Genomic DNA, 24,944 nt, shown 5'->3' with positions numbered 1-24,944 from the left:
CACTAATATTTAAAGTGGCTTATGCCTTGGAACGCGCTGCATTCTGTCAAAGCAGCATTGAGAATGCAAGACCTGCGCGAATTTTTTCTAACGAAACAGGCTCAGGCACCCCTGGTGCGCCTGACATTTTTCCAGCACGCTCCGCAAAGGTCAGCGGAAAGCAGGCTTCCAGCCCACCGTAGACCATATCCGGCCATACCGCATGGGGCACTTGAACACCACGGGAAACCACTCTGGCATCACCACCCGTCAACAGCACTGGCAATGCAATCCCCTGCTGATCGCAGACTTCACTGTAAATTCTATTAATCGCACTGACCGCCGCCATATAGATACCGTGATTGACAGCATCTACCGTGCGCCTCCCCGGCTCCAATAACGCATCAGCTTCACTTTCTGGATCAATGGCTACGTTGCGGGTGCCTAATTTAAGGCTCTCTTTCATTAATCGTAACCCGGGGACGATAAATCCGCCGAGATGGACACCACCCGGCAATACAAAATCAATGGTGATCGCACTACCACAATCGACTGCACAGCAACCGCCCGCCAATTGGTAGCCTGCCAGCGCCCCCATCCAACGATCGACGCCCAGTCGCCCAGGCTCTTCATACCCGTTGACAACACCCAGTGCTTCAGGAGTTGAGCGTGCAACATACACTTGGCGCACTTGGCGACGCAGCAAGGCAACGGTCTCCTCCAGCACGGCAGCTCTAGCGACACTGGAAATGCGCACCGCCTCGACGACATCAAGATTCGGAATATCTGACCCAGGCCGCCACTCCTCCCGTGTCCACACAGCACCTCGTGAACGTATTTCACTACTTTCGGCATCTTTTAAACGCCATTTCGATAGCGTATTGCCGATATCCAAATCCAAAATCATAGGCGCCTGCGTACACTGATCTCACCGCCGGACAGGCGTCGCGAGTGATCATTTTCGGTAACCCAAAGATTACCACTCTCATCTACCTCTCTAGCCACTGCATCACTTGAGCGCTCACCCTGAATAATACGGATCGGCAACCCTGCATAGGCATGGCGACTATTCCATTCATCTCGCCAAGGGGCAAACCCTTCGCTTTCGAAACCTGCCAGCATATCCAATAGCTCAGACACCATATCCGCGGCTAACTGATTGCGCGAAATACCCGCTTTTGCATCAAACAGCGCTGCCACAGGCTGATCAATAGCGGCACGCAAGCTATCGGGTAGCGATAGATTCATACCAATGCCAATGACCACTTCACATGGGCCCGCTGCATCCCCAGTGACTTCAATCAAAATACCGGCCAGCTTGCCAAGCTCACTACCTTTCTCTGCCAGCAGTATATCGTTAGGCCATTTTAATTTTGGTGAAACCCCATACTGCTCCAGCACTTGCGCAACCACCACGCCAACCGCAAGACTCAACCCCTCCAGCGCATTAACTCCTGATTCAAAACGCCAGCCAAGCGAGAGCATCAAGCTTTGCCCCCAAGGCGTAGACCATACGCGCCCGCGACGGCCACGACCTGCGGTTTGTAGCTCAGCGAAGCATACCTCACCGTGCCCGGCCCCCTGCGCAAAGCGTTCGCGCACATATTCATTGCTCGATGGCAACTGGTCTTCAATGAATAGTCTGGTTAAGAGGTGGCGAGCACTAGCGGGCAAACGCTCTACAATTTTTGCCCCATCAAGCGGCTCTAGCGGATAGGCAAGTCGATACCCTCGACCTTTCACAGCCACCAATTCAACGCCCAGTGCGTCTAACTTTTTTAGTTGTTTCCATACGGCGGCTCGAGAAACGCCCAGCGCTTCACCTAATTGTTCACCGGAATGAACCTCGCCATCGCTCAACAAACGCATCAGGTTACCGATGGTCATGTGCTTGCCCCAACTGGGAAAACGCCTATCTTAACGGAAGCACCGCTGGAGCGAAAACTGCCATGTTTAGGTTATTGACTTGCACCTTTATTTAAGACAGCACTGGTAGTGGACCGCGCCCAGACCCTATAATGCCGCCCTATTTTTCTAGCAGGATCGCGTCGTGATCGAGAATCTTCGCAACATTGCCATCATCGCCCACGTTGACCACGGTAAAACTACCTTGGTAGACAAGCTGTTAAGCCAGTCCGGAACGCTCGACCGCAAGGCCGAAGGCCAAGAGCGCATCATGGACTCCAATGACCAGGAAAAAGAGCGCGGTATTACCATCCTGGCCAAAAACACTGCTATTCAGTGGCAAGATGGCAATGGTAAGGATTACCACATCAACATCGTGGACACCCCTGGACACGCCGACTTTGGTGGCGAAGTTGAGCGGGTTATGTCCATGGTGGACTCGGTACTGCTTCTGGTAGACGCGGTTGACGGCCCTATGCCGCAGACTCGCTTCGTTACCCAGAAAGCATTTGCCCAGGGTCTGAAGCCGATCGTCGTCGTCAATAAAATTGACCGCCCTGGCGCACGCCCGGACTGGGTTATCGACCAGATCTTTGATCTGTTTGACAACCTAGGGGCTTCTGATGACCAGCTCGACTTCCCGATTATCTACTGCTCGGCGCTAAACGGCATTGCTGGCATGGACCCTGAAGAGCTGGCCGACAACATGGATCCCATGTTCCAGGCGATTGTCGATATCGTTGAGCCGCCCGCGGTTGAAATCGATGGTCCATTCCAGATGCAAATCTCCGCACTGGATTACAACAGCTACGTTGGCGTTATCGGCCTTGGCCGCATCAAGCGTGGCTCGGTGAAGCCTAACCAGCAAATCTCGGTCATCAGCGTTGATGGCTCTACCCGTAAGGGTAAGATCGGCCAGGTCATGACTCATATGGGTCTTGAGCGCGTCCAGACAACGGAAGCGACAGCAGGTGATATCGTCTGCGTTACTGGCATTGAAGATCTATCAATTTCTGACACGCTGTGCGATCCGAGCGCCGTTGAAGCGCTGCCGCCGCTGTCTGTTGACGAGCCGACCGTTTCGATGACGTTCCAGGTCAATGACTCACCGTTCGCCGGAAAAGAAGGTAAGTTCGTCACCAGCCGTAATATTAAAGATCGCCTGGAACAAGAGCTTATCCACAACGTGGCGCTACGCGTTGAGCAGGGCGAAACCCCTGAGAAGTTCAAGGTTTCTGGCCGTGGTGAGCTTCACTTATCAGTGTTGATTGAAACCATGCGTCGCGAAGGCTTCGAGCTGGCGGTTGGCCGCCCAGAAGTCATCATTAAAGAGATCGACGGCGTTAAGCAAGAGCCCTACGAAGAAGTCATCATCGACTGTGAAGAGCAGCATCAAGGCTCGATCATGGAAGAGCTTGGCTACCGCAAGGGTGAAATGACCAATATGAACCCCGATGGTAAGGGCCGTGTGCGTCTCGACTTCATCATCCCGGCGCGCGGTTTGATTGGTTTCCGTGGTCAATTCTTAACCTTGACCTCCGGCACCGGCATCCTGACCAGCCGCTTTGATCACTACGGCCCGCTAAAGCCCGATGCTTCCATCGAGCGTCGCAATGGCGTACTGGTCTCAATGGTTGGCGGCAAAGCCCTTGCTTATGCACTCTACGCCCTGCAAGAGCGCGGCAAGCTGATTATCGATCACGCCACTGAAGTATACGAAGGTATGCTGATTGGTATTAATAATCGTGCCAATGACATGGTCGTTAACCCGACCAAAGGTAAGAAACTCGATAACATGCGCTCAACGGGTAACGATGAAAACATCGTGTTGACGCCGCCGATCAAGTTTACTCTTGAGCAGGCTATCGAATTCTTGGATTCCGATGAACTGGTTGAAGTTACTCCCAGCCATATTCGTCTACGCAAGAAGCACCTGACCGAAAACGAGCGCAAGCGTGCTAGCAAGAAGTAAGCTCTCACCAGTCCATGCTCGATAGTAAGTACCCCAAAGCCCGCCATGTGCGGGCTTCTTTTTTAGCTTCGGCTAACGATCACCCCTCGCTCATTTCCCGTCTCCGTATTACCCCACACGCCCCGCCCCCTGCGCCAAGTGGCTTCGTAAACGCAGCCTTAACGCTAGTAGGCTGGTAAGCGTAAGCGTTCTATCGCACAGTAACGCTACTATCAGTGCGTCCCTAGGCCGCTGGCAATCTACAATTCATACAAGTGTTTGGATAGTTACCCTCATCCTTCCACTACCACACGGACACTCCTCCACATGAGCGGTCATAACGTCTGGACTCACAAAGGCACGTTTTTGCTGGCGGCGGTAGGTTCAGCCGTCGGCTTGGGCAATCTCTGGCGCTTCCCCTATCTCACCGGTGAAAATGGTGGCGGCGCGTTTATTTTAATTTATGCACTGACCATCTTTGCTGTCGGCATCCCCATTTTAATTGCCGAAACAATGCTTGGCCGTACCAGTCGTCAAAGCCCTATTATGGGGATGCGCCATTTAACTAAAACACACAAGACCTCCCGTGCCTGGGAATCGATTGGCTGGCTGGGCGCTGCTTCCGCTTTTTTAATTTTAAGCTTTTATTCCGTCATCGCTGGCTGGGCACTGCACTACACGTGGCTGATGCTAACCGGCTCACTCGTGGGTGCCGATGCAGCAACGATTAGCGCTGGCTTTGATGCGTTGCTGGCGTCTCCGGGTCTGATGACGCTTTATCACACGCTGTTTATCGCCTTCTCGGCATTAATTGTCGGCATGGGGATTCATAAAGGGATAGAGTCAGGGCTGCGCATCATGATGCCAGCGCTGTTTGTTATTCTCATCGTGGTGCTTATCTACGGCGTCATCAATGGTGACGTGAGAGCGGCAGCCAGCTTTCTGTTTACGTTCAATATTGCCGATCTCAGCTTAGAAGGCTGGTTACAAGCGATGGGGCAATCCTTCTTCACCCTGAGCCTTGGAATGGGGGCCATCATGGCCTACGGCGCTTATATGTCCAGCGAAGCCTCTCTAACCCGTACCGCTATCGCCGTGGCATTTGTAGATACTGCAGTTGCCATGGTGGCAGGGCTAGCAATTTTCTCGCTGGTATTTGGTGCGGAACTCGAAACCGGCCAAGGCCCGGGACTGATGTTTGTCACTCTGCCGCTAGCATTTGCTGACATGCCGTTTGGTGCTCTGGTGGGCGGGGTCTTTTTTATTCTGGTGCTAGGAGCCGCGATTAGCTCGTCTATTTCATTGATAGAGCCGGTCGCTGCCTTCCTGGTTGAGCGTTTTGATATGACGCGCCCTCAGGCAGTCACCATCATGGTCGTCGCGGCTTGGGCGATGGGCTTACTGACAGTGGTGAGCTTCAATATATGGGCCGAAGGGACGCTTTTCCACGCTCTATTTGGACGCAGCGCTTTTGAATTCATTGAGCTGTTGACCAATATCTTTATGCCGCTGGGCGGGCTAATGATCGCTCTATTCGCGGGCTGGGCACTGACTCAAAACGAAGTCATGAAAGAGCTTGGCACCAACATCACTTGGTTTAAAACCTGGCGCTTCCTGGTGCGCTTTGTTGGCCCTGCTGCGGTGTCGTTTGTATTTTTACGCACTATTCCACAGGTGGAAGGCTACGTTGTCCCAACCCTCGGCGCACTGCTCATTGTGGGTATATTTGCCTTGAGTCAGCGACTGCGTAAGTCTGCTTAATATAATTCTAATAACGCGGGTGGACAAAGGTCGCCTGCGGCGCGAGGACACGATGACTCCCCTTATTGAGGTACAACACGTCAACAAAGCCTTCGGCGGGCTGCACGTTATCAATGACTGCTCAATCCGGGTTGAAAAGGGTTCGATTACCGGCATGATCGGCCCCAATGGGGCAGGTAAGTCGACGCTTTTCAATTTAATTGCGGGCGCACTTACGCCAGATAGTGGCCGCATTCTGCTGGACGGTGAAGACATTACGTCGCTAAGCGCTGATCAACGTTTCCACAAAGGGTTACTGCGCACCTTCCAAATCGCCCATGAGTTCAGCCAAATGAGCGCGCTGGAAAACTTGATGATGGTGCCACCCAACCAAGCAGGGGAACGTCTATTCAACACCTGGTTCAAGCCTGCTCTGGTCCGCAGCCAGGAGGCAGAGGTACGCCGCCGCGCACTGGAAGTCATTGAGTTTGTTGGCTTGCATCATGTACGTAACGAGCTTGCGGGCAACTTATCGGGTGGTCAGAAAAAACTGCTAGAGCTTGGCCGCACGATGATGACCGATGCCAAAGTCGTGCTGTTAGACGAAATTGCCGCCGGTGTAAACCGCACGCTACTCGGCGACTTAATGGGCAACATCGAACGTTTAAATCGCGAAATGGGCTATACCTTTCTGGTGATTGAGCACGATATGGATATGATTTCGCGGCTCTGCGATCCAGTGATTGTACTGGCACAAGGCAGCGTTATGGTTGAGGGTTCAATTGAAGAAATACAAAACAATCCGGCCGTTATAGAAGCCTATTTCGGTACTGATGCCGCTTGATAGCGCTGAGTTTGTCACCTAAACAATAGCCACAACAACATGGTCGCCATTGTTCACCGCAGTGCGGCCCAGCTGAGACGCGTTTATGTCATCCACACCGTCATCCCCACAGCCACTGCTCGAGGCACGCGATGTGCACGGCGGCTATGGCAGTATGAATATCCTTAACGGGGTCAATATGACCCTGTATGCCGATGAAGTCGGTGTCATTGTTGGCCCTAACGGGGCTGGCAAATCCACTATGCTAAAAGCAGTATTTGGGCTGCTGAACGTTAATCAAGGCGAGATTTTGCTTAACGGGCAGCCGATCCATAACCTGCCGCCGAATCAGTTGGTTGAGCGTGGCATGGGGTTTGTCCCCCAGGAGAAAAACGTTTTCCCCAGCCTGACGGTGAAAGAAAACCTGGAAATGGGCGCCTATCTAAAACCGCAAAACGTAAGGCGCATGCTGGAGCAGGTTTACGACTTCTTCCCCCCTCTCGTTGAGAAGCGCCACCAGCCTGCAGGAGAGCTTTCCGGTGGCCAGCGCCAAATGGTCGCCATGGGTCGTGCGCTAATGGCTGAACCTAGTCTGCTGCTGCTGGATGAGCCAACCGCTGGCTTGTCGCCCCTTTACATGAATGAAATTTTTGACCGGGTTAAAAAAATTAACGCTGCCGGCGTGGGCATTTTGATGGTGGAACAGAACGCTAAACAGGCCTTAGCCATTGCCGATAAAGGCTTTGTGCTGGCGGCGGGACAAAACCGCTTTACAGACACGGGGGCTGCGTTACTGGCTGACCCTGACGTCGCCAAAAGCTTTTTGGGCGGCTAGCCCGGGGGAGAAACGCGTGAACGAACTGGTCTTTTTTATCAATAACGTGGTGATTGCAGGTAGCGTCACTGGCTCTATTTATGCCATTGGCGCCATTGGCGTCACGCTCATTTTTAGCATTATGCGCTTTGCCCACTTTGCCCATGCCGACATCATGACGTTTGGTGCCTTCATGGTGCTGCTCCTGACGACCGCCTTCCCAGCGGTGGGCGCCAGTATTGGGGTGCCGACGGCGCTCATCATGCTGCCGCTAGCGATGCTGCTTACTGCAGCGCTGGCAGTAGGCATTGATAAAGCGTTTTATAAGCCGCTACGCGCCCATGGCGTCAAGCCTATCGTGATGGTGATTGGCTCGCTGGGCGTGACACTTATGCTCCAAGGGCTTATCCGGCTATTCTCAGGCACCGGCGGTCAGAGCTTATACGTCGACGACCGCAAAGAAATCTTCCGTCTCGCGCTGCCTTTCGAGGGAGTTAGAGCTCCCATCGTGATTACCGAACCACAGATTTATCTGTTTGTGATTACGCTAGTGGCCGTGGTCGCCCTACACCTATTCCTCAATCGCTCGCGACTTGGCAAAGCCATGCGCGCCATGTCAGACAACCCCGAGCTTGCCCAGGCATCTGGCATTAATACCAACACCATCGTAGCCGTCACTTGGGTGATTGCTGGCGCACTGGCGGCAATTGCGGGCACCCTGTTGTCATTAGACGTCACGTTTAAACCTGACCTAAGTTTCTTCCTGCTACTGCCTATTTTCGCGGCGGCCATTGTCGGCGGCGTAGGCCACCCCTACGGGGCCATTGCAGGAGGATTTGTCGTCGGCTTTGCAGAAACCCTGGCAGTATTTAATTGGAATGTTCTCCTGCGTCCTTTCCGCGACAGTCTACCTACCTGGCTAGAGCTCCCCTCCAACCTCGCCTTTGTAGGCACTGAGTACAAAATTGTGGTGCCGTTCTTTATTTTGGTGGCCATCTTAGTGTGGCGTCCTACCGGCCTGTTTAAAGGCAAGGTGATCTAATGAGCCATTCCACAAAAAACCGTAATCCTGCTTACACGCCCAAAGATGCCACTCCTGAACGGCGCTTTCCGTTGCGCGAACTGGTGCTGTTTGGCGCTCTATTAGCTGCCGTGCTAGCGGTCTACGCGATAATGGGAGCGGCCTACAGCACGCGTATGCTGGTAGAGGCTGCTTGTTACGCCATTCTTGCCCTGGGCCTAACGATTCAATGGGGCTATGCCGGGCAGTTTAATGCTGGCGTCATGGGCTTCGTCGCGCTCGGCGGCTTCTGCGCCATGCTATTTAGCGTCCCGGTGAATGACGCATTCTGGGGTACCGAACTGCCGGGAGAACTCGGCCAAGTTCTGCTGTATGGCATTGCGGCAACCTTGATCGTCGTCGGAGTGACAAAGCTTGACCGATTCGGCGTGCCGAAAAAGCTACGCACCGTGCTCGCCATCGTGATCGGGATCGTACTCTATTTGATTGTCATCAGCCTGCTGCGCGAAGTGACCAGCCAAATACAGTCTCAAGCGGGCTTTATTGGCGGATTTGGCTTGCCGGCCTGGGTGGGCTGGATTGTAGGTGGCGCGCTGGCTGGCGGCGTTGGCTACTTTATTGGCCACGTTTGCCTTGGCCTACGCAGTGACTACCTCGCCATTGCCACCCTGGGTATCGCGGAAATCATCAAAGCTTTTTTGAAAAATTCCGACTGGCTGACGCGTGGCACGGCCACGGTATCACCTCTTCCTTGGCCGACCCCCGGCCCGGCGGAACTCGGCTTTACGCTTTCCCGAGCGATTTATCTCTCAGTGACAGCTGTCGTGATCGCAGTGATTTTCTTTTTACTCCATAGGGCTTACCACGCCCCCTGGGGAAGAATGATTCGTGCGATTCGCGATAACGAAGTCTCGTCAGCGGCCATGGGTAAAAATATCAATAAGCGGCGCTTGGAGATTTTCGTATTAGGCTGCATTTTGATGGGCCTTGGCGGCGGCATGCTGGGCACCTTTAACAGCCTGTTTGATCCTCAAGGCTACTTGCCTCTCAACCACACCTTCCTGGTGCTGGTCATGGTTATTTTAGGTGGCCCAGGTAATAACCTTGGCACCATTTTTGGGGCGGTCGCGGTTTATATCATTTGGATTATGTCAGAGCCGTTGGCGCTATTTTTAATGCAACTAGCGGTCACGCTGGGGGAAAACGCCTTCGGCTGGGAAGCGCCTAGCAATATGGATAGCCGGGCACTGCAAGCGCGGGTTCTAGTAATCGGTATGCTGATTACCCTGGTACTACGCTTTGCTCCGAAAGGTCTGTTGCCAGAGAAAATTAAAACCCTCGGTTAACGTCCTCACAGTGCTAAAAACTCACAGTGTTAAAAACTTACAGTGCTAAAAAAACGCCCCAGGCTCGCCTGGGGCGTTTCGGTTATTGCTTAAAGAACGTCATTTTGACTAGAGGTCAACCAAGCCCTTGCCGGTGAACGAGCCGTCTTCTACCACCATTTCCACAACAACCCCAGGCACGTCGCCGTTTTCATCAAATTCATGAGAGCCAGAGGCGCCTTCGTAGTTGATCTCGGTACCCGCTGCGATCAGCTCAAGCGCTTTTTCCCACTCACCCGGCAGTATCACTTCGCCTGGCGCACTGGAAACACTGCGTAGCGCTTCAGAAAGCCCTTCACGCTCGGCACTGCCATTTTGCTCAATAGCCAACGCTACTAGGAAAGCCGCGTCATAAGCCTGGGCAGCAAACACGGCACTAGGATCAATATCTGCCGCAGTTGCCGCTTCATTAAAGATGTCCGTGCCGGGGAGATCAGGGCTACCAGGCCGTGTGGCGATCATGCCGTCTAGCACGTCTGCGCCAATCGCTTCTATTAAGCTATCCCCCACCATGCCATCGGCGCCCACATACTGGGTGAACATGCCGCTTTCGTAGGCTTGGCGCAGTACCGTCTGGCCGGAGGTATCGGCATAGGCCAGCACGACCAGCGTGTCTGCGCCACTCGAAGACAGCGAGCCAAGCTCAGAGCGATAGTCGGCACGGTTATCTTCATGTGCGAGGTTTTCGGCTATTTCGCCACCGCCCGCTTCAAAGGCGCCACTGAAGGCATCCGATAAGCCACGGCCATAGTCGTTGTTAACGTAGGTCACCGCGACAAAGTCGATACCTTTATCAAGCAGTAGCTTAGCAAGCATTTCGCCCTGGAAGGCATCCGATGGCACGGTACGGAAAACTAAGTCGTTGTCGTCTAACTCAGAGACAGCGGGGGCCGTTGACGCAGGTGAGACCATCAACACACCACCGGGAACCGCGGCGTTATTAGCAGCGGCAACCGTCGCCCCAGTACATAAAGCGCCGACAATCGCGGTGACTTGCTCAGAGTTCACCATACGATCTGCGGCGTTAGACGCAGCCGATGCATCCGAGCAGGTGGTATCCCCGGAAGGCATTTCCAATGTTTGCCCACCCAAGATACCGCCCTGCTCATTTATCTGCGCAACGGCAAGCTGAGCACCTGCAAAAATGGGTGGCGTCAGGCTTTCAATTCCCCCGGTAAAGCCGCCCAAGAAGCCAACTTTGACCTCCGCCTGGGCCATGCCCGCTAAAGCGAGTGATGAGGCCGCAACGGCGGTGGCTAATGTGCGCTTATTAATCATATTATTGGTCGCTCCCAGTATATTAAGTGCCCCGACTGTCCAGCGCGGGACTTCTCTTAATCTGGAACCGTAACGCCAAAAACACAAGCAACGCTTTCTAACGCTCCTCCTCTTCATCCGCATTTTGGCGACGCTCAGCCATCTGTTTTTGGTAACGCTTATTTTGGTACAGTCGCACCAGCGCAATCGTAAGCGCCGACGCGACCATGACAGCCAGCACACCCCCTTGCCAGGGGCGCGCAGCATCGCCCATTACGGTTTCCAGCGTAATAATCAGCATTAAACCCAGCGCCTGCGACCCAATGGCCAGCGCCCGCAGTATGTCGAAAGCGGGTTGCGGCATAGACATCTCCGTAATGTTTAACGTGCGTGGTATGGTTCACCAGTGTACCTGCTTAACGGAAAAATCATGAATGCGATTGCCATTGGACCACTGCTGATCTCCACCCCTAGGCTATATGCCCTCGGCTGCGCCCTACTGCTGTTATTGGCTAGCCGCTATCTGTTGGGATTAACGTCTTCTCAGCATGGGCGCTGGTTCAACGGGCTACTGGTGGTATGGCTACTGGCGGCTCGAATTGTTTTTGTCGTGCTCAACTGGGAAAGCTACAGCGCAGAACCGCTCGAGGCGCTCAAGCTATGGCAACCCGGTTACAACGCGCTGGGTGGCCTAATCGCGGGGTTAATTTGGACAGCCTGGACACTGCGCAAGCGGCTGCTGTCGCTTATCGGCGGCCTTGCCCTGTTGGTTGGCACGACAAGCCTGTGGCTGGTCTTGGTAACGCTTGCCCCCTTAGGCAATGAATTTGCTATTGATGCGTTGCCGGAGGTGACGTTGGACGATGTGGACGGCAACGCAGTGCATCTCCCTTCGCTGGCTGAGAGCGGTGACCTTATTATCGTTAATCTATGGGCGACCTGGTGCCCACCCTGCCTGCGGGAGATGCCGCTGCTTGAAGAGGCAGCCAAGCGTGACGATGTCAGTGTGGTAATCGCGAACCAAGGCGAGGACTTACTGCCCGTCGTGCGCTATTTAGACGAGCAAGGACTGGATTTTCGCTACGCGCTGCGTGACCCAAGCCAAACGCTAATGGCGCAATTTCAAGCGCCAGGCCTACCCACCACGGTACTTTTTGATCGCCAGGGCAACACGCAGGATGTCCACGTTGGCGAGTTAACCCGAGCCCAGCTGGAACGCTGGTTAAAAGATTGACCACGATAGACCTTAATCCCCCCGCCGCTTTGCGTTAGAATCCCCCGCCCTGTTGCCACCGGAAACCTGCCCCGGTGGCGTACAACCTGTTTCTGTAGACTTCCTCGAGGCATCATGAGCGATTTTTCTCCCGGCCAGCGTTGGATTAGCGACGGCGAGGCTGAGCTTGGACTCGGCACCGTGCTTAACTGCGACGCCCGTAGCGTTACCATTTTGTTCAGTGCCAGCCAGGAAACCCGTACGTACAACACTCGCCAAGCCCCCTTAACTCGCGTCATGTTCGGCGGTGGCGACCGCGTGATTTCTGCTGATGGCTGGCAGATGATCGTAGACGATAGCAAAGAGACCCACGGCTTAATCACCTATATTGGCGAAGATAGCGATGGCAACCCTCGAGAACTATCTGAGGCAAAGCTCGCCGACACTATGCAGTTTGATCAGGCACGCGACCGACTGCTAACTGGCCAGGTTGATCGCAATGATTGGTTCGATCTGCGCTTTCGCACGCTGCACCATTATCAGCGCATCGAGCAGCACAGCGCCCTGGGCTTTGCTGGGCCGCGTATCGACCTGATTCCCCACCAGCTTTATATCGCTGACGAAGTGGCAGGCCGCCATGCGCCACGTGTCCTGCTTGCGGATGAGGTTGGGCTGGGTAAAACGATTGAGGCTGGGCTGGTTCTACACCGCCTACTGCTGGCTGGCCGAGTAGAACGCGCATTAATTTTGGTGCCTGACAGCCTTACTCACCAATGGCTTGTAGAGCTTTTACGCCGTTTCTCACTCAAGGTAAGTTTGCTAGATGAGCAGCAAAGTCTCGCCCACGGTAGCGCCAACCCATTTGAAAGCGCCCAAATAGTACTGGCCAGTCAAGGTTGGCTATTCGCCAACACGCATCGTCAAGAACAGGCCCTGGCGAGCCACTTTGACCTGCTGATCGTCGATGAAGCCCATCACCTCGACTGGAGCCCTGATGGCAGTGGCCCAGGCTATCAGTGCGTTGAGCAGCTCGCTGCTGATATCCCTGGCTTATTACTGCTGACGGCTACGCCAGAACAGATGGGGGTTGAGAGCCATTTCGCTCGCCTGCGCTTGTTAGATGCCGAGCGTTACCACGACATCGAACGCTTTAAAGACGAAGAGCATCATTACATCGCTGTCGCTCAAGCCATTGATGCCTTGGATGAGCTTCCCAATACCGTCGAGGCACGTGAACGGGTCAATAATGTAGCAGACGACCGCGACAGCCAGGCGCTGCTAGCAACGTTATGCAACCTTGAAGCAAGTACCGAACAGCAGAATGCTGCTCGCGCTCAGTTACGCGATGCTCTGCTTGATCGTCACGGTACCGGGCGCGTCATGTTCCGCAACAGCCGCCGTCATGTGGGAGGATTCCCAGAACGTCGCCTGCACCTAGCTCAGTTGGAACTCCCATCGGCCTATCGGCGCGTGCTGCGTCGCTTGGAGCGCGATGATGACTACCTGGACGAGTTGCTGATTGAAACGGGCATGGATCATCCGGACGTGTTGATCTATCCAGACACTATGTATCGCGAGCTTAGCAACGACCCGCTTAACACTGAATCCTGGTGGCATATCGACCCACGGGTAAACTGGCTGCTGGAAAAGCTTAGCGACGATAGCGACAGCGGCTTTGCCAACGACAAAGTACTGATTATTGCTCACCACAGAGAAACCGCTGAAGGACTTGCCGAGGGACTGCGCGTGCTAGGTGGCTATCACGCACCGGTGTTCCACGAAGGGCTATCGCTGGTCGAACGTGACCGGGCCGCAGCGGCATTTGCCGATGAAGAAGACGGTTGCCAAGTGCTGGTGTGTTCTGAAATCGGTTCGGAAGGCCGCAACTTTCAGTTCTGCCGCCACTTAGTGATGTTTGATATGCCCCAGCATCCCGACCAGCTGGAGCAGCGTATCGGCCGCCTCGACCGGATAGGGCAGCGCCACACCATTGAGCTCCATGCTCCCACCTTCACTGGCAGCCCAGGTGAGCGTCTGCTGCGCTGGTATCACGAAGGCATGGATGCTTTTAGCGCGCCTCACGGCATTGGCAGCGACCTCTTTGATGCGTTTGGCGATGCCCTGGCCGATGCGTTACTCGATGATGAAATGCTCAATGAGATCATCGAAGAAACCCGTGAAATGTTCACCGCCAAGTTGGCTGAACGGGACGCAGGTCGTAACCGACTGCTAGAGCTAAATGCCTGCCGCCCTGCCCGTGCTCAGCAGGTAATTGATGCGGTGCGTGAGTTGGATGAAGACCCAGCGTTGCCGCGTTTTGTAGAGCGCGCCCTGGATATTTTTGGTGTAGACAGTCAAGAGATTGGCAATGGCTTGCTTTATTTGCAGCCTAGCCAACACATGCTGGATGGGCTCCCCGGGCTAGTGAAAGGTGAAGAGGGCTTCTCGGCTACTTACAGCCGTTCGTTAGCGCTTGCACGAGACGATATTCAGCGACTCTCTTGGGAACACCCGCTGCTACGCGAAATGATGGAGCGCATCTTAGATGGCACGATGGGAAACACCGCGTTGGCGCTATTACGCCATCCCGCCATTCCCAGCGGCCGTTTAATGGCTGAACTGGTGTTCCGCACCCATTGCCCTGCACCTAAGTCGCTACATCTCAACCGCTTCCTACCGCCTACGGCAGTGCGCGTCCTACTTGATGAGTCAGGCGCAAACTTAACCCGCAAGATCTCCTTCACTGGCCTTGGCAAGAATCTACAGAAAGTGAACAAATCACTGGCACGAGATTTGATCAAAAGCCGCCATGACCAGCTGCGTGCGCTCCTCATTCAGGGGGAAGGTGAAGCCGAACGTGAACTGCCCAGCATCGTAGAAAGCGCTGAAACACGTATGCGAGCTCAGTTAGATGCCGAACTAGCCCGCTTGACTGCCCTGGCAGAGCATAATCCAGCTGTTCGTAGTGAAGAACTTGAGGCGCTGAAGCAAGAGCGCCAAGCGCTCAGCGACGCAATAGAAAACACCCGCTTACGGCTTGATTCCGTACGAGTGATAATCACCGTCGATCCCAACGCCTAACGCGGAAAGACTAAAGAATCGCCGCTAACGCCTTATCGAGTGTCGGGTACTGAAAGGTAAACCCAGCCTCGGTCAGGCGTGCAGGGCGCATATCGGCCCCGGTCAGCAACAGCTGCGACATTTCTCCGAAGCCCGCTTTTAGTACAAAAGCGGGCACGGGGAAAATCGCCGGCCGGTGAAGCTGCTTAGCTAACGTTTTTGTGAACTCAGCATTTGTCACCGGGTGCGGTGCACTGCCATTAAATGCGCCTGAAAGCGTTGATTCGTTCATCAAAAACATAATCGCTGCCACAAGATCATCACGATGAATCCAGGGCATAAACTGTGCGCCACTGCCAAAACGCCCCCCAAGTCCGAGCTTAAAGGGTGGCAGCATCTTCTGCAGCGTACCGCCTCCCGCTTCAAGCACTAAACCAATCCGCAGTATCGCTAAGCGAACGCCCATCGCCTCAATCGGTTTTGCCGCCGCTTCCCATTGCGCACAAAGCTGATGAGCAAACTCATCGCTTGGCGACGTTGTTTCATCCACCACTTTGTCGCCTTGATCGCCGTAATAGCCCATCGCAGAGCCGCTAATCATCGCGCTGGGTAACGCTTGCCCGTTGGCTTTGAGCTGTTCACAAAGCGTCATCAGTTGCTGCGTACTGTCGATACGAGAGCGAATTAGTGTCTCTTTTTGGCTGTTACTCCAGCGCTTTGCAGCAATCGACTCACCGGCAAGGTTCACCAACACCGCCGGAGGGGTGTCCATAAATGCCTGAGCGCTATCACGAATATCGCAGGCTTTTGGCAACCTACCACGCACCTGATACGGGGCCCGGGAAACCACCTGCACATCATGCCCCTGGGTGAGGAGTTGCTGGCAGAGCCGCTGACCAACAAAGCCGCTACCTCCGGTGATTAATACCCGCATGGTGTCACTCCTATGGTTTGTTGAGGTGGCGTTGTTTGATAAAGCGCGTAACCCCGGCAGTCGTATGTCAAGTAAACGACGTCCCTCAACGGCACTGAAGCTAGGTGTTCAAGCGTTCACTGTACGCAATCAACGATTCGCCAATAAAGTAGCCGAGTGGCAGGCCGCTGGTTGTGTCGCTAGTTGGCCCACATCTCGTTATCAGGCTAGTGCATCCGGCTGGCAAACACACAATGACGCTCAGCTACGCTATACCGGCACGCCCTGTATGAGCGTAATCACCCGCCATCTAGCCGATACGCTTAACGCCTTACCGAATGCCTCCATGACGCTTGAAACCCACATTACAACGCTTGATAAGATGGCTGCGGGCTGACAGCTCCAGGATACTCGCGGATCAATTCACGGGCCTTTTGACGTGGTGGTTATCAGTGCCCCGCCGCTTCAGGCCAAGGCATTATTAGCAGAGTGGGAACCGAACACTGGCAACTGCCTGTGAGGCCAAACCCCAGTAGGGATGCTGAACAGGTTGAGTTATTTTCGAGGAGCCATTACCCCCCATAGCGAAGGTAGCATCAGCGTGGCACACCGTTCACACACAGCATCCGGTGCTTCGTCTAGCGTCACGCAATCACACCAAGCCTGGCCGTGAACATCAGCCGGAAAGCATTAGCTTGCTTGCTCAGCTGGATTGGAGCGATGCACATATTGAGAGTGACAGCGACAGTGTCGCCCAACAGTTGCTAGCAGCATTTGTATCGCTACTGCCCGATGATATAGAGCTACCGAATGTCATTGAACTCGGGGCACACCGCTGGCGCTATGCTCAGCCAGCACAGGCAGGTCATCAGCCATACTTATACAGTACAAGTGGCCTAGCACTCTGTGGTGATAGCTTTAAAGGTAGTCGTGTCGAGGATGCTTGGTTATCAGGTGATGAACTGGGCCAGGCCCTATTAGGCCGGCCTGTCTGAAATTAGAAACTAAACTTAACTTTTCCGCACCTACAGGAAAGGTTGTACCCAGAAGCCACAAGTTGTACAAAGGTGGCTATAATAGCGTTTAGCTATCTATACGATTAATAACGACCCGATTATGTGGCCAAACCGCCAGTCAGGCGCTGAAGCATCGCCACGACAATTATTGACAGATCCCTGCACGCTTATTTGCAGGCAACCAAGAGGCAATGGCGCCCATGAGCATCAAGGCGACCCACCCACCCGATACCCCGCTTTATCCGATTAGGGAAGTTTCCCGCCTGACGGGTGTGAACTCGGTCACTCTTCGTGCCTGGGAGCGTCGCTACGGTTTAATTCGTCCACAACGCACCCCCAAGGGCCATCGTCTATACGCGCAAGACGATATCACTCGCATTGAGCGTATTTTACAATGGCTAAACCGCGGCGTTCCGGTTAGCCAAGTGGTTGATTTACTTGATCAACCTGAAACGGTAGAAACACCATCGCCGAATACTGGCGACTGGGCCAGCCAACGACAGTTGTTGCAGTCCACCATAGAAGCGGTTGACCTTCCCAAGCTGGAAGCGCTGTACCACCAGAGTCTGGCGCTATATCCCTTAAGCGTCGCGATTAATGAGCTCTGGCAGCCCGTTATTCTTACCCTTGAAGCCAAATGGGCCAGCCAGCCCGATGACCTTGTGCGCCGCACCTTTGAAGCCTTTCTGCGTAGCCAGGTAGGCATTCGCCTGCACTATGCCAATCAGGCAACGCGCGGCCCGTTAATCCTGCTAAGTGCGATGCCTGATGACCCCGGCCCGCTATGGGTTTTAATGTGTGCGCTCATGGCCAGCGAACAGGGCTACCGCGTACAACTGTTTGACCGCTCATTAGCGCTGGAGGACCTTCCTCAAGCCGTATCCCGATTGCACTCATCGATGGTACTGCTTTCCAGTGGCCAGCGAGAAAGCGACGACTACATTGGTCGCGCACTTCCCCAGGCCACAGAAGCGTTAAATGTTCCTATTGGGGTGTGTGGGGAAGTGGCGCGATTAAGAGAAAATGAGCTGCGTGACGGTCCGGTGCAGATGTTAGGCGACGACCTGCCGCAAGCCATTTCACGACTTCGCCCCTTGTTGCGCGAATCGGGAATTCTCTGAGGTATCGGATGCTAGTTAACGTTACCGATGATAAGGATATCGCATGAATCTGCAGCTCGTTTGGCTGCGTAGCGACTTACGCATTCACGATAACTCCGCGCTTGCCGCTGCGGCTGCCAACGGCCCCGTGGTGGCCGTTTTCTTACGCAGCGTGGCTCAATGGCAAACACATGGCCACGGGGCGACTAAGCTCGACTTCTGGGCACGCAGTGTTGCGGCGATCAAAGCGTCGCTTAACGGGCTTAATATTCCACTTTTGCATCGTGATATTGATCACTATGACGAAGCGGCTCAGGTGTTGCTTGATATCGCCCACGAGCACCAGATTACTCAACTCCACTTTAACTATGAGTATGCGCTGAACGAGCAACATCGCGATCAATCGGTGCTTGATGCTTTTAAACAAGCAGGGATCACCGCTCAGGGTCACCATGACGCCGTCGCCTTCGCCCCTGGCAGTTTATTGACCGGAAAAGGCGATTATTACGGCGTATTTACACCGTTTTCGAAAGCTTGGCACAAGCAGGTGACTGCACAGCAGCTTGCCTTACGTGATACCCCAGGCGTGCAATCTCCGCTAGAGATCAATAGCGACCCACTGCCCGCGCTTCCATCGCTGGATAATGACCCCGTTGATAAACGCCTCTGGCCTGCTGGAGAAGAGGCGGCTAGTGACAATCTCGAACGTTTTTTACGCTTTCGTGGACGGCACTATAAGCAGCAGCGAGACTTTCCAAACGTTCGCGGCACCAGCGAACTTTCGCCCTATCTAGCGCTGGGTATGATCTCCTATCGCCAATGCCTTCAAGCCGTGATGAGCGAAAATGGTGGCCACTTGGCCGATGGAGATGAGGGGCTGACCAGCTGGGTGAATGAGCTTATTTGGCGTGAATTTTATCAGCACGTCGCGGTAGGCTTTCCCCAGGTTTGCCGTCACCAACCTTTTCAAGAGCACACCAAGCAGCTCCGCTGGCGTGACGACGATAAAGGCTTTCAAGCGTGGTGTGAGGGCCGTACCGGCTATCCGATTGTCGATGCGGCCATGCGCCAGCTAGTGACTACGGGCTGGATGCACAACCGCCTGCGCATGATCACCGCGATGTTTTTAAGTAAGCACTTACTGATTGACTGGCGGCGCGGTGAGGCATTTTTTATGCGCCATTTAATCGACGGTGAGTTTTGCGCCAATAACGGCGGCTGGCAGTGGGCGGCATCAACAGGCACGGATGCAGCGCCCTATTTTCGTATTTTTAACCCCACTACCCAGTCAACGCGCTTTGATCCAGAGGGTGAATTTATTACCCATTGGCTGCCCGAGTTAAAACCACTGCCTAAAAAAGCTCGCCATGCGCCGCCCCAGGACATGCTGAACCCAACGGATTACCCAGCCCCCATCGTTGACCATAAAGCAGCGCGCCAGCGTGCCCTGGATGCCTTTAAAGCGCTCTCGAAATAACTCCTCTCTTTTGCATCGCCTGCGCTGCGGTGATGCAAATCGATCGACTGCTTTCTCCTCGCTTCATCGTTTGCTGATTTTTCTTAACCACCACAGGACTGCGTGATGCCTAACGACCAAGCTTTGGCGAATTTCTGCGCCTTTTTTAATAAACTAGACAATACCTGTACAGAAAAACTATACGAGGTATATACTGAGGAAGTTATCTTCAATGATCCGCTACATCACATTGAAGGGCGATCGGCGCTAAAGCGCTATTTCGCCACCATGTACGAAAACGTTGAACGTTGCCAATTTACTTATCACACGCAACAACAGGTGGCTAATCAAGCATTTGTAACCTGGACAATGGAGTTCATTCACCCCCGATTAGCCCAGGGCAAACCGATCCGTGTCGCGGGATGCAGTGCCCTAACATTTGCAGAGGATGGTCGGGTTTCAAAGCACCGCGACTATTTCGATGCAGGCGCCATGTTGTATGAACACTTACCAGTCATGGGACGTGTCATACGTTGGTTAAAACGGCGCATTAGCTGATATATGCCGTTTATTTGCATACAGGTTGCATGCTAACAGGCCATTACAGGAGAGCATGATGAGCACATGGAAAACGCCCCAACGCATTTGGCTCACTGGTGCCACGTCAGGCATTGGTGAAGCGCTTGCCACAAAGCTCATCGCCCAAGGTCACCATGTTGTGCTGAGTGCTCGAAACCAAGAGGCGCTCGATGATTTATGTGCTGGTCATCCCAATGCTTATTCGCTCCCCGTTGATATCAGCGACCACCAAGCGGTGATTGCGGCGGGTGAACAGATCAGCACATGGCTGGGCGCACTGGATATTGCCTTATTCAATGCAGGCACCTGCGAATATCTAGACGCGCAGCATTTTGATATGGCGCTGATTGAGCGGGTTTTCACCCCAAACCTGTTTGGCACCCTGTATGGCGTGGAGGCAGCCCTGCCGTTATTAAGAGCTGCCCGCAAAGAGGGTAAACCTGCTCGCCTAGCCGCCACCTCTAGTGCATCTGCCTATTTACCGCTGCCCAGAGCCGAAGCCTATGGCGCCTCAAAAGCGGCTGTCAGTTACTTTTTGGAGTCATTACGTCTCGACCTCGATCAAGAAGGCATTGATGTCAGCGTCATTCACCCAGGTTTTGTTAAAACCCCGTTGACCGATCGCAATGATTTTCCAATGCCCATGCAAGTCACCGCGGAACAAGCGGCCGATGCCATCATTGCCGGTCTTGTCAAAGGAAGGCTGGATATTCACTTTCCGCGTCGCTTCACCTATCTGGTGAAATGTTTAGGAATTTTACCGCCTGCGCTGCGTCGTCATATCGGCCTACGTATGACAAGGCGCCAAGAGGTACAGCAATGAGCAACATGGCTTCACAGCGTATCGCCATTATCGGCAGCGGTATTAGCGGCATGGCAGCGGGTTGGTACTTATCCTCCCAACATGAAGTCACTCTGTTTGAAGCAGACGGGCGTCTTGGTGGGCACACGGCCACGATGGACGTGGAGGTCGGGGGGCAGTCCTACGCTATCGACACGGGCTTTATTGTTTTCAATGATTGGACCTACCCGCATTTCCAACGCTTACTAGAAACACTCGAAGTGCCTAGCCAAGCCACCGAAATGAGTTTTTCGGTGCATGAAACTGATGTTGATTTTGAATATAACGGCCATACGCTAGGCTCGCTGTTTGCCCAGCGGCGCAACTTACTTAGCCCCGCTTTTTATCGTCTATTACGCGACATCTTGCGCTTTAACAAACAAGCAACGGCTGACTTAGAGGCCAAGCGCCTTCCTAGCAACACAACGCTAGGCGAATACCTTGACCAACATGGCTACGGTGACGCTTTTCAGCGACGTTATCTGCTGCCCATGGGGGCCGCTATTTGGTCTGCGAGTATTGGCGATCTACGCGCCTTTCCGCTGACGTTCTTCGTGCGTTTTTTTCGCAATCACGGCTTGCTGTCGGTTAACCACCGCCCTCAATGGCACACCTTAGTTGGCGGCTCGAAACGCTATATTCCCAGCATGACAGCGCCATACGCAGCGCGCATTCATCTGAATACGCCTGTCACGCGCATTGAGCGAAATGCCACCGGCGTAATGATCACCACGGCACAAGGCACACAACGCTTTGATCATGTGGTGCTGGCTTGCCACGCCGATCAGGCACTAGCGATGCTCGGCGACCCGACACCCGCTGAACAAGACATTCTTGCCGCCATGCCTTATCAAGATAACGAGGTCGTGCTGCATACCGACACATCGCTGCTGCCCCGGCGGCAGCGCGCCTGGGCTAGCTGGAACTACCGTTTAGATGGTCGAGGAGCAGACGAGCGGGTGTCTGTTACCTACAACATGAATATTCTGCAGCGATTGAAAGAGGCCGAGACTACTTTTTGCGTCACGCTTAACGATTCCAATAGCATTGACCCTGCGAAAGTGCTCGGACGTTATACCTATGCCCACCCACAGTTCACACTGGCAGGACAGGCAGCGCAAATGCGCCATGACGAGATATCCTCGGTTGCTCGGCGCACTCACTTCTGCGGCGCTTACTGGCGCAATGGCTTTCACGAAGATGGGGTATGGAGCGCGCTGCGGGTTGCCCAAGCACTAGGTTGTGATGAAGCCGCTGCGCCGCCAACAACGCCCACAGCACTCCCGGCTCATGACCTGATGCCCACTAACAGCGTTGGGGAGGGGCTCGGATGATTACCGTGCCTCGCTCGCGTATTTACCGCGGCACCTTGCGCCATCGTCGCTTCACTCCTAAGGAGCACGCTTTCAGTTACCGCGTTTGGATGGCGTGGCTCGACTTGGATGAGTTGCCGAGCCTATTTGACAATGTGCCTTGCTTTAGCGCCCGAAGGCCGGCACTAGCACGCTTTCGTCGCGAAGATTATCTCGGCCCTACTGATAAGCCATTGCGTACAGCGGTACGCGAAGAGCTAATTCGTCAGCTGGGTAGTGCCCCCAATGGCAAGATTTACGTACTGACCCAATTGCGCACCTTTGGCACGGTCTTCAATCCTGTTTCGATGTACTACGCCTATGACCATCTTGGCAGGCTGGCGGCTGTCGTTGGTGAAGTCACTAATATGCCCTGGAAAGAGCGTACCTGCTATGCCTGTCGGATCGATCCAACTCGTCATAGCCATCATGCAAGCTTTGATAAAGCCATGCATGTGTCGCCGTTTAACCCCATGGAAATGACCTACCGCTGGAAGCTCAACGCACCCGGCGATCAGCTCTATCTACACATGGAAAACTGGCAAAGCGGGCAGCGCCATTTCGACGCCACGCTTACCTTAGAGGCTGCGCCAGCGACACGCGGCGTTCTATTAGCAACCCTTGCACGCCAGCCTTGGATGAGCCTGAAAACCGTGGCGGGAATTCATTTTGAAGCGTTTCGCCTCTGGCTGAAGCGCATCCCCGTTTATAACCACCCTAAGCGCAAGGAAACTTCAAAATGACGACCCTGCGTTCTACGCCCCCTGACATACAACCGGTTAACCAGGATCGTTTGACTCGCTGGTTGAAGCCTCGCCTGATGGCTCAATTAGATGCCTTCCAGGGTGGCCGTATCACCTTAATTGAAGGCAATCAGTGTCACCACCTGGGTCAAGAAGGGCCGCTTCAAGTGACCGTTGTGATTCGTCACTCCCGCGCCTGGAAAAGGCTCGCGTTTGGCGGCACAGTGGGCGCAGCTGAATCCTATATGGATGGCGACTGGGATGCTGATGACTTAGTGGCCTTGGTGCGTTTGTTTGCGGCCAATCTGGATCACGTAAACGGTAAAATGGAAAACGGAAGCGCCCGTTTCACCCGCTGGCTGCTTGGCGCTGCCTATCGCTTCCAACGTAATAGCCTTTCCGGTTCAAAGCGTAATATCTCGGCACACTACGATATTGGCAATGACCTGTTTGCCACGTTTCTTGATCAACGCCACTGGATGTACTCGAGCGCTGTATTCCCTTATCCAGAAGCCAGCCTGGAAGAAGCGTCTACCTACAAACTCGACATCATGCTCGAAAAGCTAGATGTACGCCCAGAACACCACTTGCTAGAAATTGGTACTGGCTGGGGTGGTCTTGCAATACACGCCGCCAAAACCCGTGGCTGCCATGTCACTACCACCACCATTTCTGAAGAGCAGTACGCCCATACCGCCCGGCGCATTCAAGAAGAGGGGCTTGACGATAAAATCACCCTGCTAAAGCAGGATTATCGTGAGCTGACAGGTCGCTACGATCGACTGATCTCTGTTGAGATGATTGAAGCCGTCGGCCACCAGTATTTGAACACCTACCTTGAAAAGGTCGACAGCCTGCTGAGCGACGATGGCCAGGCTATGCTGCAAGCCATCACTATCCGAGACCAACGGTTTGAAGAAGCCAAGCGGGAGATGGACTTTATTAAGCGCTATATTTTCCCCGGTGGTTTTTTGCCGTCTCATCACGCCATGCTAACCAGCGTGATGCGCAAAACCTCACTGAACGTGGTAGCGCTTGATGAAATTGGCCAGCACTATGCCCGCACTCTACGCGAGTGGCGCCATCGCTTTGAAACCAGCCTAGAGCAGATAAGGCAGCAAGGCTACGACGAACGGTTTATTCGTATGTGGCGTTACTATTTGTGCTACTGCGAGGGGGGCTTTATTGAGCGCTCTATTGGTACGTGCCACTTATTGCTAGCCAAACCAGCCGCCAAACCCGCACCGTTAACGGGCGCGCTATAAATGGCTAGCCCACGCTGGCACGGCTTGCTGTTCAATGCACTACGCTTCGAAGCGGGCTGGTTGCTGTGCGTTTTGGGGGGATCATGGGTAGCTGCCATTATAGGGAGTGCGCTGCTAGGCTGGCATTTCTGGCACTGCGCCAAACCCGGCGAATGGCGTTTTATTGGTGTGTTTGCGCTATTGGGGTTAGCGTTGGACGGAGGCCTTCATTTGGCAGGAGGTTTCGACTTCGGTGAACACACCTTGGTGGCTGGTTTACTGCCACTGTGGCTTTGGATGCTGTGGCCGCTGTTTGCAACGCTGGTATTTCACTCGCTTGCTTGGCTGTGGCAGTACCCAATGATTGCGGCGGTTTGCGGTGCGGTCAGCGGGCCACTGTCCTATGTTGGCGGCGCAGCGCTCACTGGCGTTAGCTTAGCCCCCTGGTTACTGCCAGCACAGGCCATTATTTGGGCAGTGCTATGTGTGTGTATCAGTCGTTACGCTAACCACAAGGTCGCTGCTTCTGGCGTTCATTAACACTTGCTTCTA

23 protein-coding genes are annotated in these 24,944 nt (G+C 54.1%); 18 read left to right on the top strand and 5 right to left on the bottom strand.

Features of this window, described 5'->3' with window-relative positions; genetic code table 11:
• Positions 1–46: 46 nt before the first annotated feature.
• Together INT19_RS15805 and INT19_RS15800 are read right to left on the bottom strand one after the other, a co-directional pair.
• Positions 47–886, bottom strand: coding sequence for a type III pantothenate kinase (locus INT19_RS15805; protein ID WP_089040016.1), 840 nt, complete (start codon positions 884–886; stop codon positions 47–49).
• A complete protein-coding gene (locus tag INT19_RS15800; protein WP_120385937.1) occupies positions 883–1,866 on the bottom strand; it encodes a biotin--[acetyl-CoA-carboxylase] ligase in 984 nt (327 codons plus the stop codon). The genes INT19_RS15805 and INT19_RS15800 overlap by 4 nt, the downstream gene beginning before the upstream one ends.
• Positions 1,867–2,029: 163 nt before the next feature.
• On the opposite strand from INT19_RS15800, the gene typA reads away from it, so the two are divergent.
• From typA to INT19_RS15770, 6 genes are all read left to right on the top strand, one after another.
• Positions 2,030–3,856, top strand: coding sequence for a translational GTPase TypA (gene typA / locus INT19_RS15795; protein ID WP_193061467.1), 1,827 nt, complete (start codon positions 2,030–2,032; stop codon positions 3,854–3,856).
• Positions 3,857–4,162: 306 nt separating this feature from the next.
• The gene (locus tag INT19_RS15790; RefSeq protein WP_193061466.1) at positions 4,163–5,596 is read left to right on the top strand and encodes a sodium-dependent transporter; all 1,434 of its coding nucleotides are present in this window, start codon (positions 4,163–4,165) and stop codon (positions 5,594–5,596) included.
• 52 nt (positions 5,597–5,648) lie between these two features.
• Positions 5,649–6,419: an ABC transporter ATP-binding protein gene (locus INT19_RS15785; protein WP_083000439.1), complete on the top strand. Its 771-nt coding sequence runs from the start codon at positions 5,649–5,651 to the stop codon at positions 6,417–6,419.
• An 85-nt stretch (positions 6,420–6,504) separates the two neighbouring features.
• The gene (locus INT19_RS15780) at positions 6,505–7,233 is read left to right on the top strand and encodes an ABC transporter ATP-binding protein (protein WP_193061465.1); all 729 of its coding nucleotides are present in this window, start codon (positions 6,505–6,507) and stop codon (positions 7,231–7,233) included.
• Between the two features lie 16 nt (positions 7,234–7,249).
• On the top strand, positions 7,250–8,254 hold the full coding sequence (locus INT19_RS15775) for a branched-chain amino acid ABC transporter permease (RefSeq protein WP_120385940.1): 1,005 nt from the start codon (positions 7,250–7,252) through the stop codon (positions 8,252–8,254).
• Positions 8,254–9,579 (top strand): ABC transporter permease subunit, encoded by a 1,326-nt coding sequence (locus INT19_RS15770; RefSeq protein WP_193061464.1) that lies wholly within the window; start codon positions 8,254–8,256, stop codon positions 9,577–9,579. The genes INT19_RS15775 and INT19_RS15770 overlap by 1 nt, the downstream gene beginning before the upstream one ends.
• A gap of 108 nt (positions 9,580–9,687) precedes the next feature.
• On the opposite strand, the gene INT19_RS15765 is transcribed toward INT19_RS15770, so the two are convergent.
• Positions 9,688–10,896, bottom strand: coding sequence for an ABC transporter substrate-binding protein (locus INT19_RS15765; protein ID WP_089040022.1), 1,209 nt, complete (start codon positions 10,894–10,896; stop codon positions 9,688–9,690).
• A gap of 97 nt (positions 10,897–10,993) precedes the next feature.
• On the bottom strand, positions 10,994–11,239 hold the full coding sequence (locus INT19_RS15760; RefSeq protein WP_089040023.1) for a hypothetical protein: 246 nt from the start codon (positions 11,237–11,239) through the stop codon (positions 10,994–10,996).
• A gap of 66 nt (positions 11,240–11,305) precedes the next feature.
• Between INT19_RS15760 and INT19_RS15755 the strand changes: the two genes are divergently transcribed.
• Both INT19_RS15755 and rapA read left to right on the top strand, forming a co-directional pair.
• A complete protein-coding gene (locus tag INT19_RS15755) occupies positions 11,306–12,109 on the top strand; it encodes a TlpA family protein disulfide reductase (protein WP_193061463.1) in 804 nt (267 codons plus the stop codon).
• Positions 12,110–12,223: 114 nt separating this feature from the next.
• Positions 12,224–15,169, top strand: coding sequence for an RNA polymerase-associated protein RapA (gene rapA / locus INT19_RS15750; protein ID WP_193061462.1), 2,946 nt, complete (start codon positions 12,224–12,226; stop codon positions 15,167–15,169).
• A 10-nt stretch (positions 15,170–15,179) separates the two neighbouring features.
• Here rapA and INT19_RS15745 read toward each other — a convergent pair whose 3' ends face one another.
• Complete coding sequence (locus tag INT19_RS15745; protein WP_193061461.1) at positions 15,180–16,082, bottom strand: TIGR01777 family oxidoreductase; 903 nt, start codon at positions 16,080–16,082, stop codon at positions 15,180–15,182.
• Here INT19_RS15745 and INT19_RS15740 point away from each other — a divergent pair.
• The 10 genes from INT19_RS15740 (at position 16,081) to INT19_RS15695 (ending at position 24,932) form a co-directional block, all read left to right on the top strand.
• On the top strand, positions 16,081–16,458 hold the full coding sequence (locus INT19_RS15740; protein ID WP_193061460.1) for a hypothetical protein: 378 nt from the start codon (positions 16,081–16,083) through the stop codon (positions 16,456–16,458). The two genes, INT19_RS15745 and INT19_RS15740, sit on opposite strands and share 2 nt — an antisense overlap.
• Before the next feature lie 232 nt (positions 16,459–16,690).
• Complete coding sequence (locus tag INT19_RS15735; protein WP_193061459.1) at positions 16,691–17,056, top strand: hypothetical protein; 366 nt, start codon at positions 16,691–16,693, stop codon at positions 17,054–17,056.
• A 221-nt stretch (positions 17,057–17,277) separates the two neighbouring features.
• Entirely contained in the window at positions 17,278–18,198 is a 921-nt protein-coding gene (locus INT19_RS15730) for a MerR family transcriptional regulator (protein WP_193061458.1), read from the top strand.
• A gap of 43 nt (positions 18,199–18,241) precedes the next feature.
• Entirely contained in the window at positions 18,242–19,654 is a 1,413-nt protein-coding gene (gene phrB, locus INT19_RS15725) for a deoxyribodipyrimidine photo-lyase (protein WP_193061457.1), read from the top strand.
• Between the two features lie 105 nt (positions 19,655–19,759).
• A complete protein-coding gene (locus INT19_RS15720; RefSeq protein WP_193061456.1) occupies positions 19,760–20,191 on the top strand; it encodes a nuclear transport factor 2 family protein in 432 nt (143 codons plus the stop codon).
• 58 nt (positions 20,192–20,249) lie between these two features.
• Positions 20,250–21,035 (top strand): SDR family NAD(P)-dependent oxidoreductase, encoded by a 786-nt coding sequence (locus INT19_RS15715; protein WP_193061455.1) that lies wholly within the window; start codon positions 20,250–20,252, stop codon positions 21,033–21,035.
• Positions 21,032–22,387 carry an NAD(P)/FAD-dependent oxidoreductase gene (locus INT19_RS15710; protein ID WP_193061454.1) on the top strand — a complete coding sequence of 452 codons (1,356 nt, stop codon included), beginning with the start codon at positions 21,032–21,034 and terminating at the stop codon, positions 22,385–22,387. The genes INT19_RS15715 and INT19_RS15710 overlap by 4 nt, the downstream gene beginning before the upstream one ends.
• Positions 22,384–23,148 carry a DUF1365 domain-containing protein gene (locus INT19_RS15705; RefSeq protein WP_193061453.1) on the top strand — a complete coding sequence of 255 codons (765 nt, stop codon included), beginning with the start codon at positions 22,384–22,386 and terminating at the stop codon, positions 23,146–23,148. Before INT19_RS15710 ends, INT19_RS15705 begins: the two co-directional genes overlap by 4 nt.
• On the top strand, positions 23,145–24,413 hold the full coding sequence (locus tag INT19_RS15700) for a class I SAM-dependent methyltransferase (RefSeq protein WP_193061452.1): 1,269 nt from the start codon (positions 23,145–23,147) through the stop codon (positions 24,411–24,413). Before INT19_RS15705 ends, INT19_RS15700 begins: the two co-directional genes overlap by 4 nt.
• Positions 24,414–24,932 carry a DUF2878 family protein gene (locus tag INT19_RS15695; RefSeq protein ID WP_193061451.1) on the top strand — a complete coding sequence of 173 codons (519 nt, stop codon included), beginning with the start codon at positions 24,414–24,416 and terminating at the stop codon, positions 24,930–24,932.
• The last annotated feature ends 12 nt before the right edge of the window (positions 24,933–24,944 follow it).

The sequence above is a fragment of the Halomonas sp. 3A7M genome (assembly GCF_014897875.1).
Lineage (GTDB): Bacteria > Pseudomonadota > Gammaproteobacteria > Pseudomonadales > Halomonadaceae > Vreelandella.
This window is presented reverse-complemented; position numbering and strand designations above follow the sequence as displayed.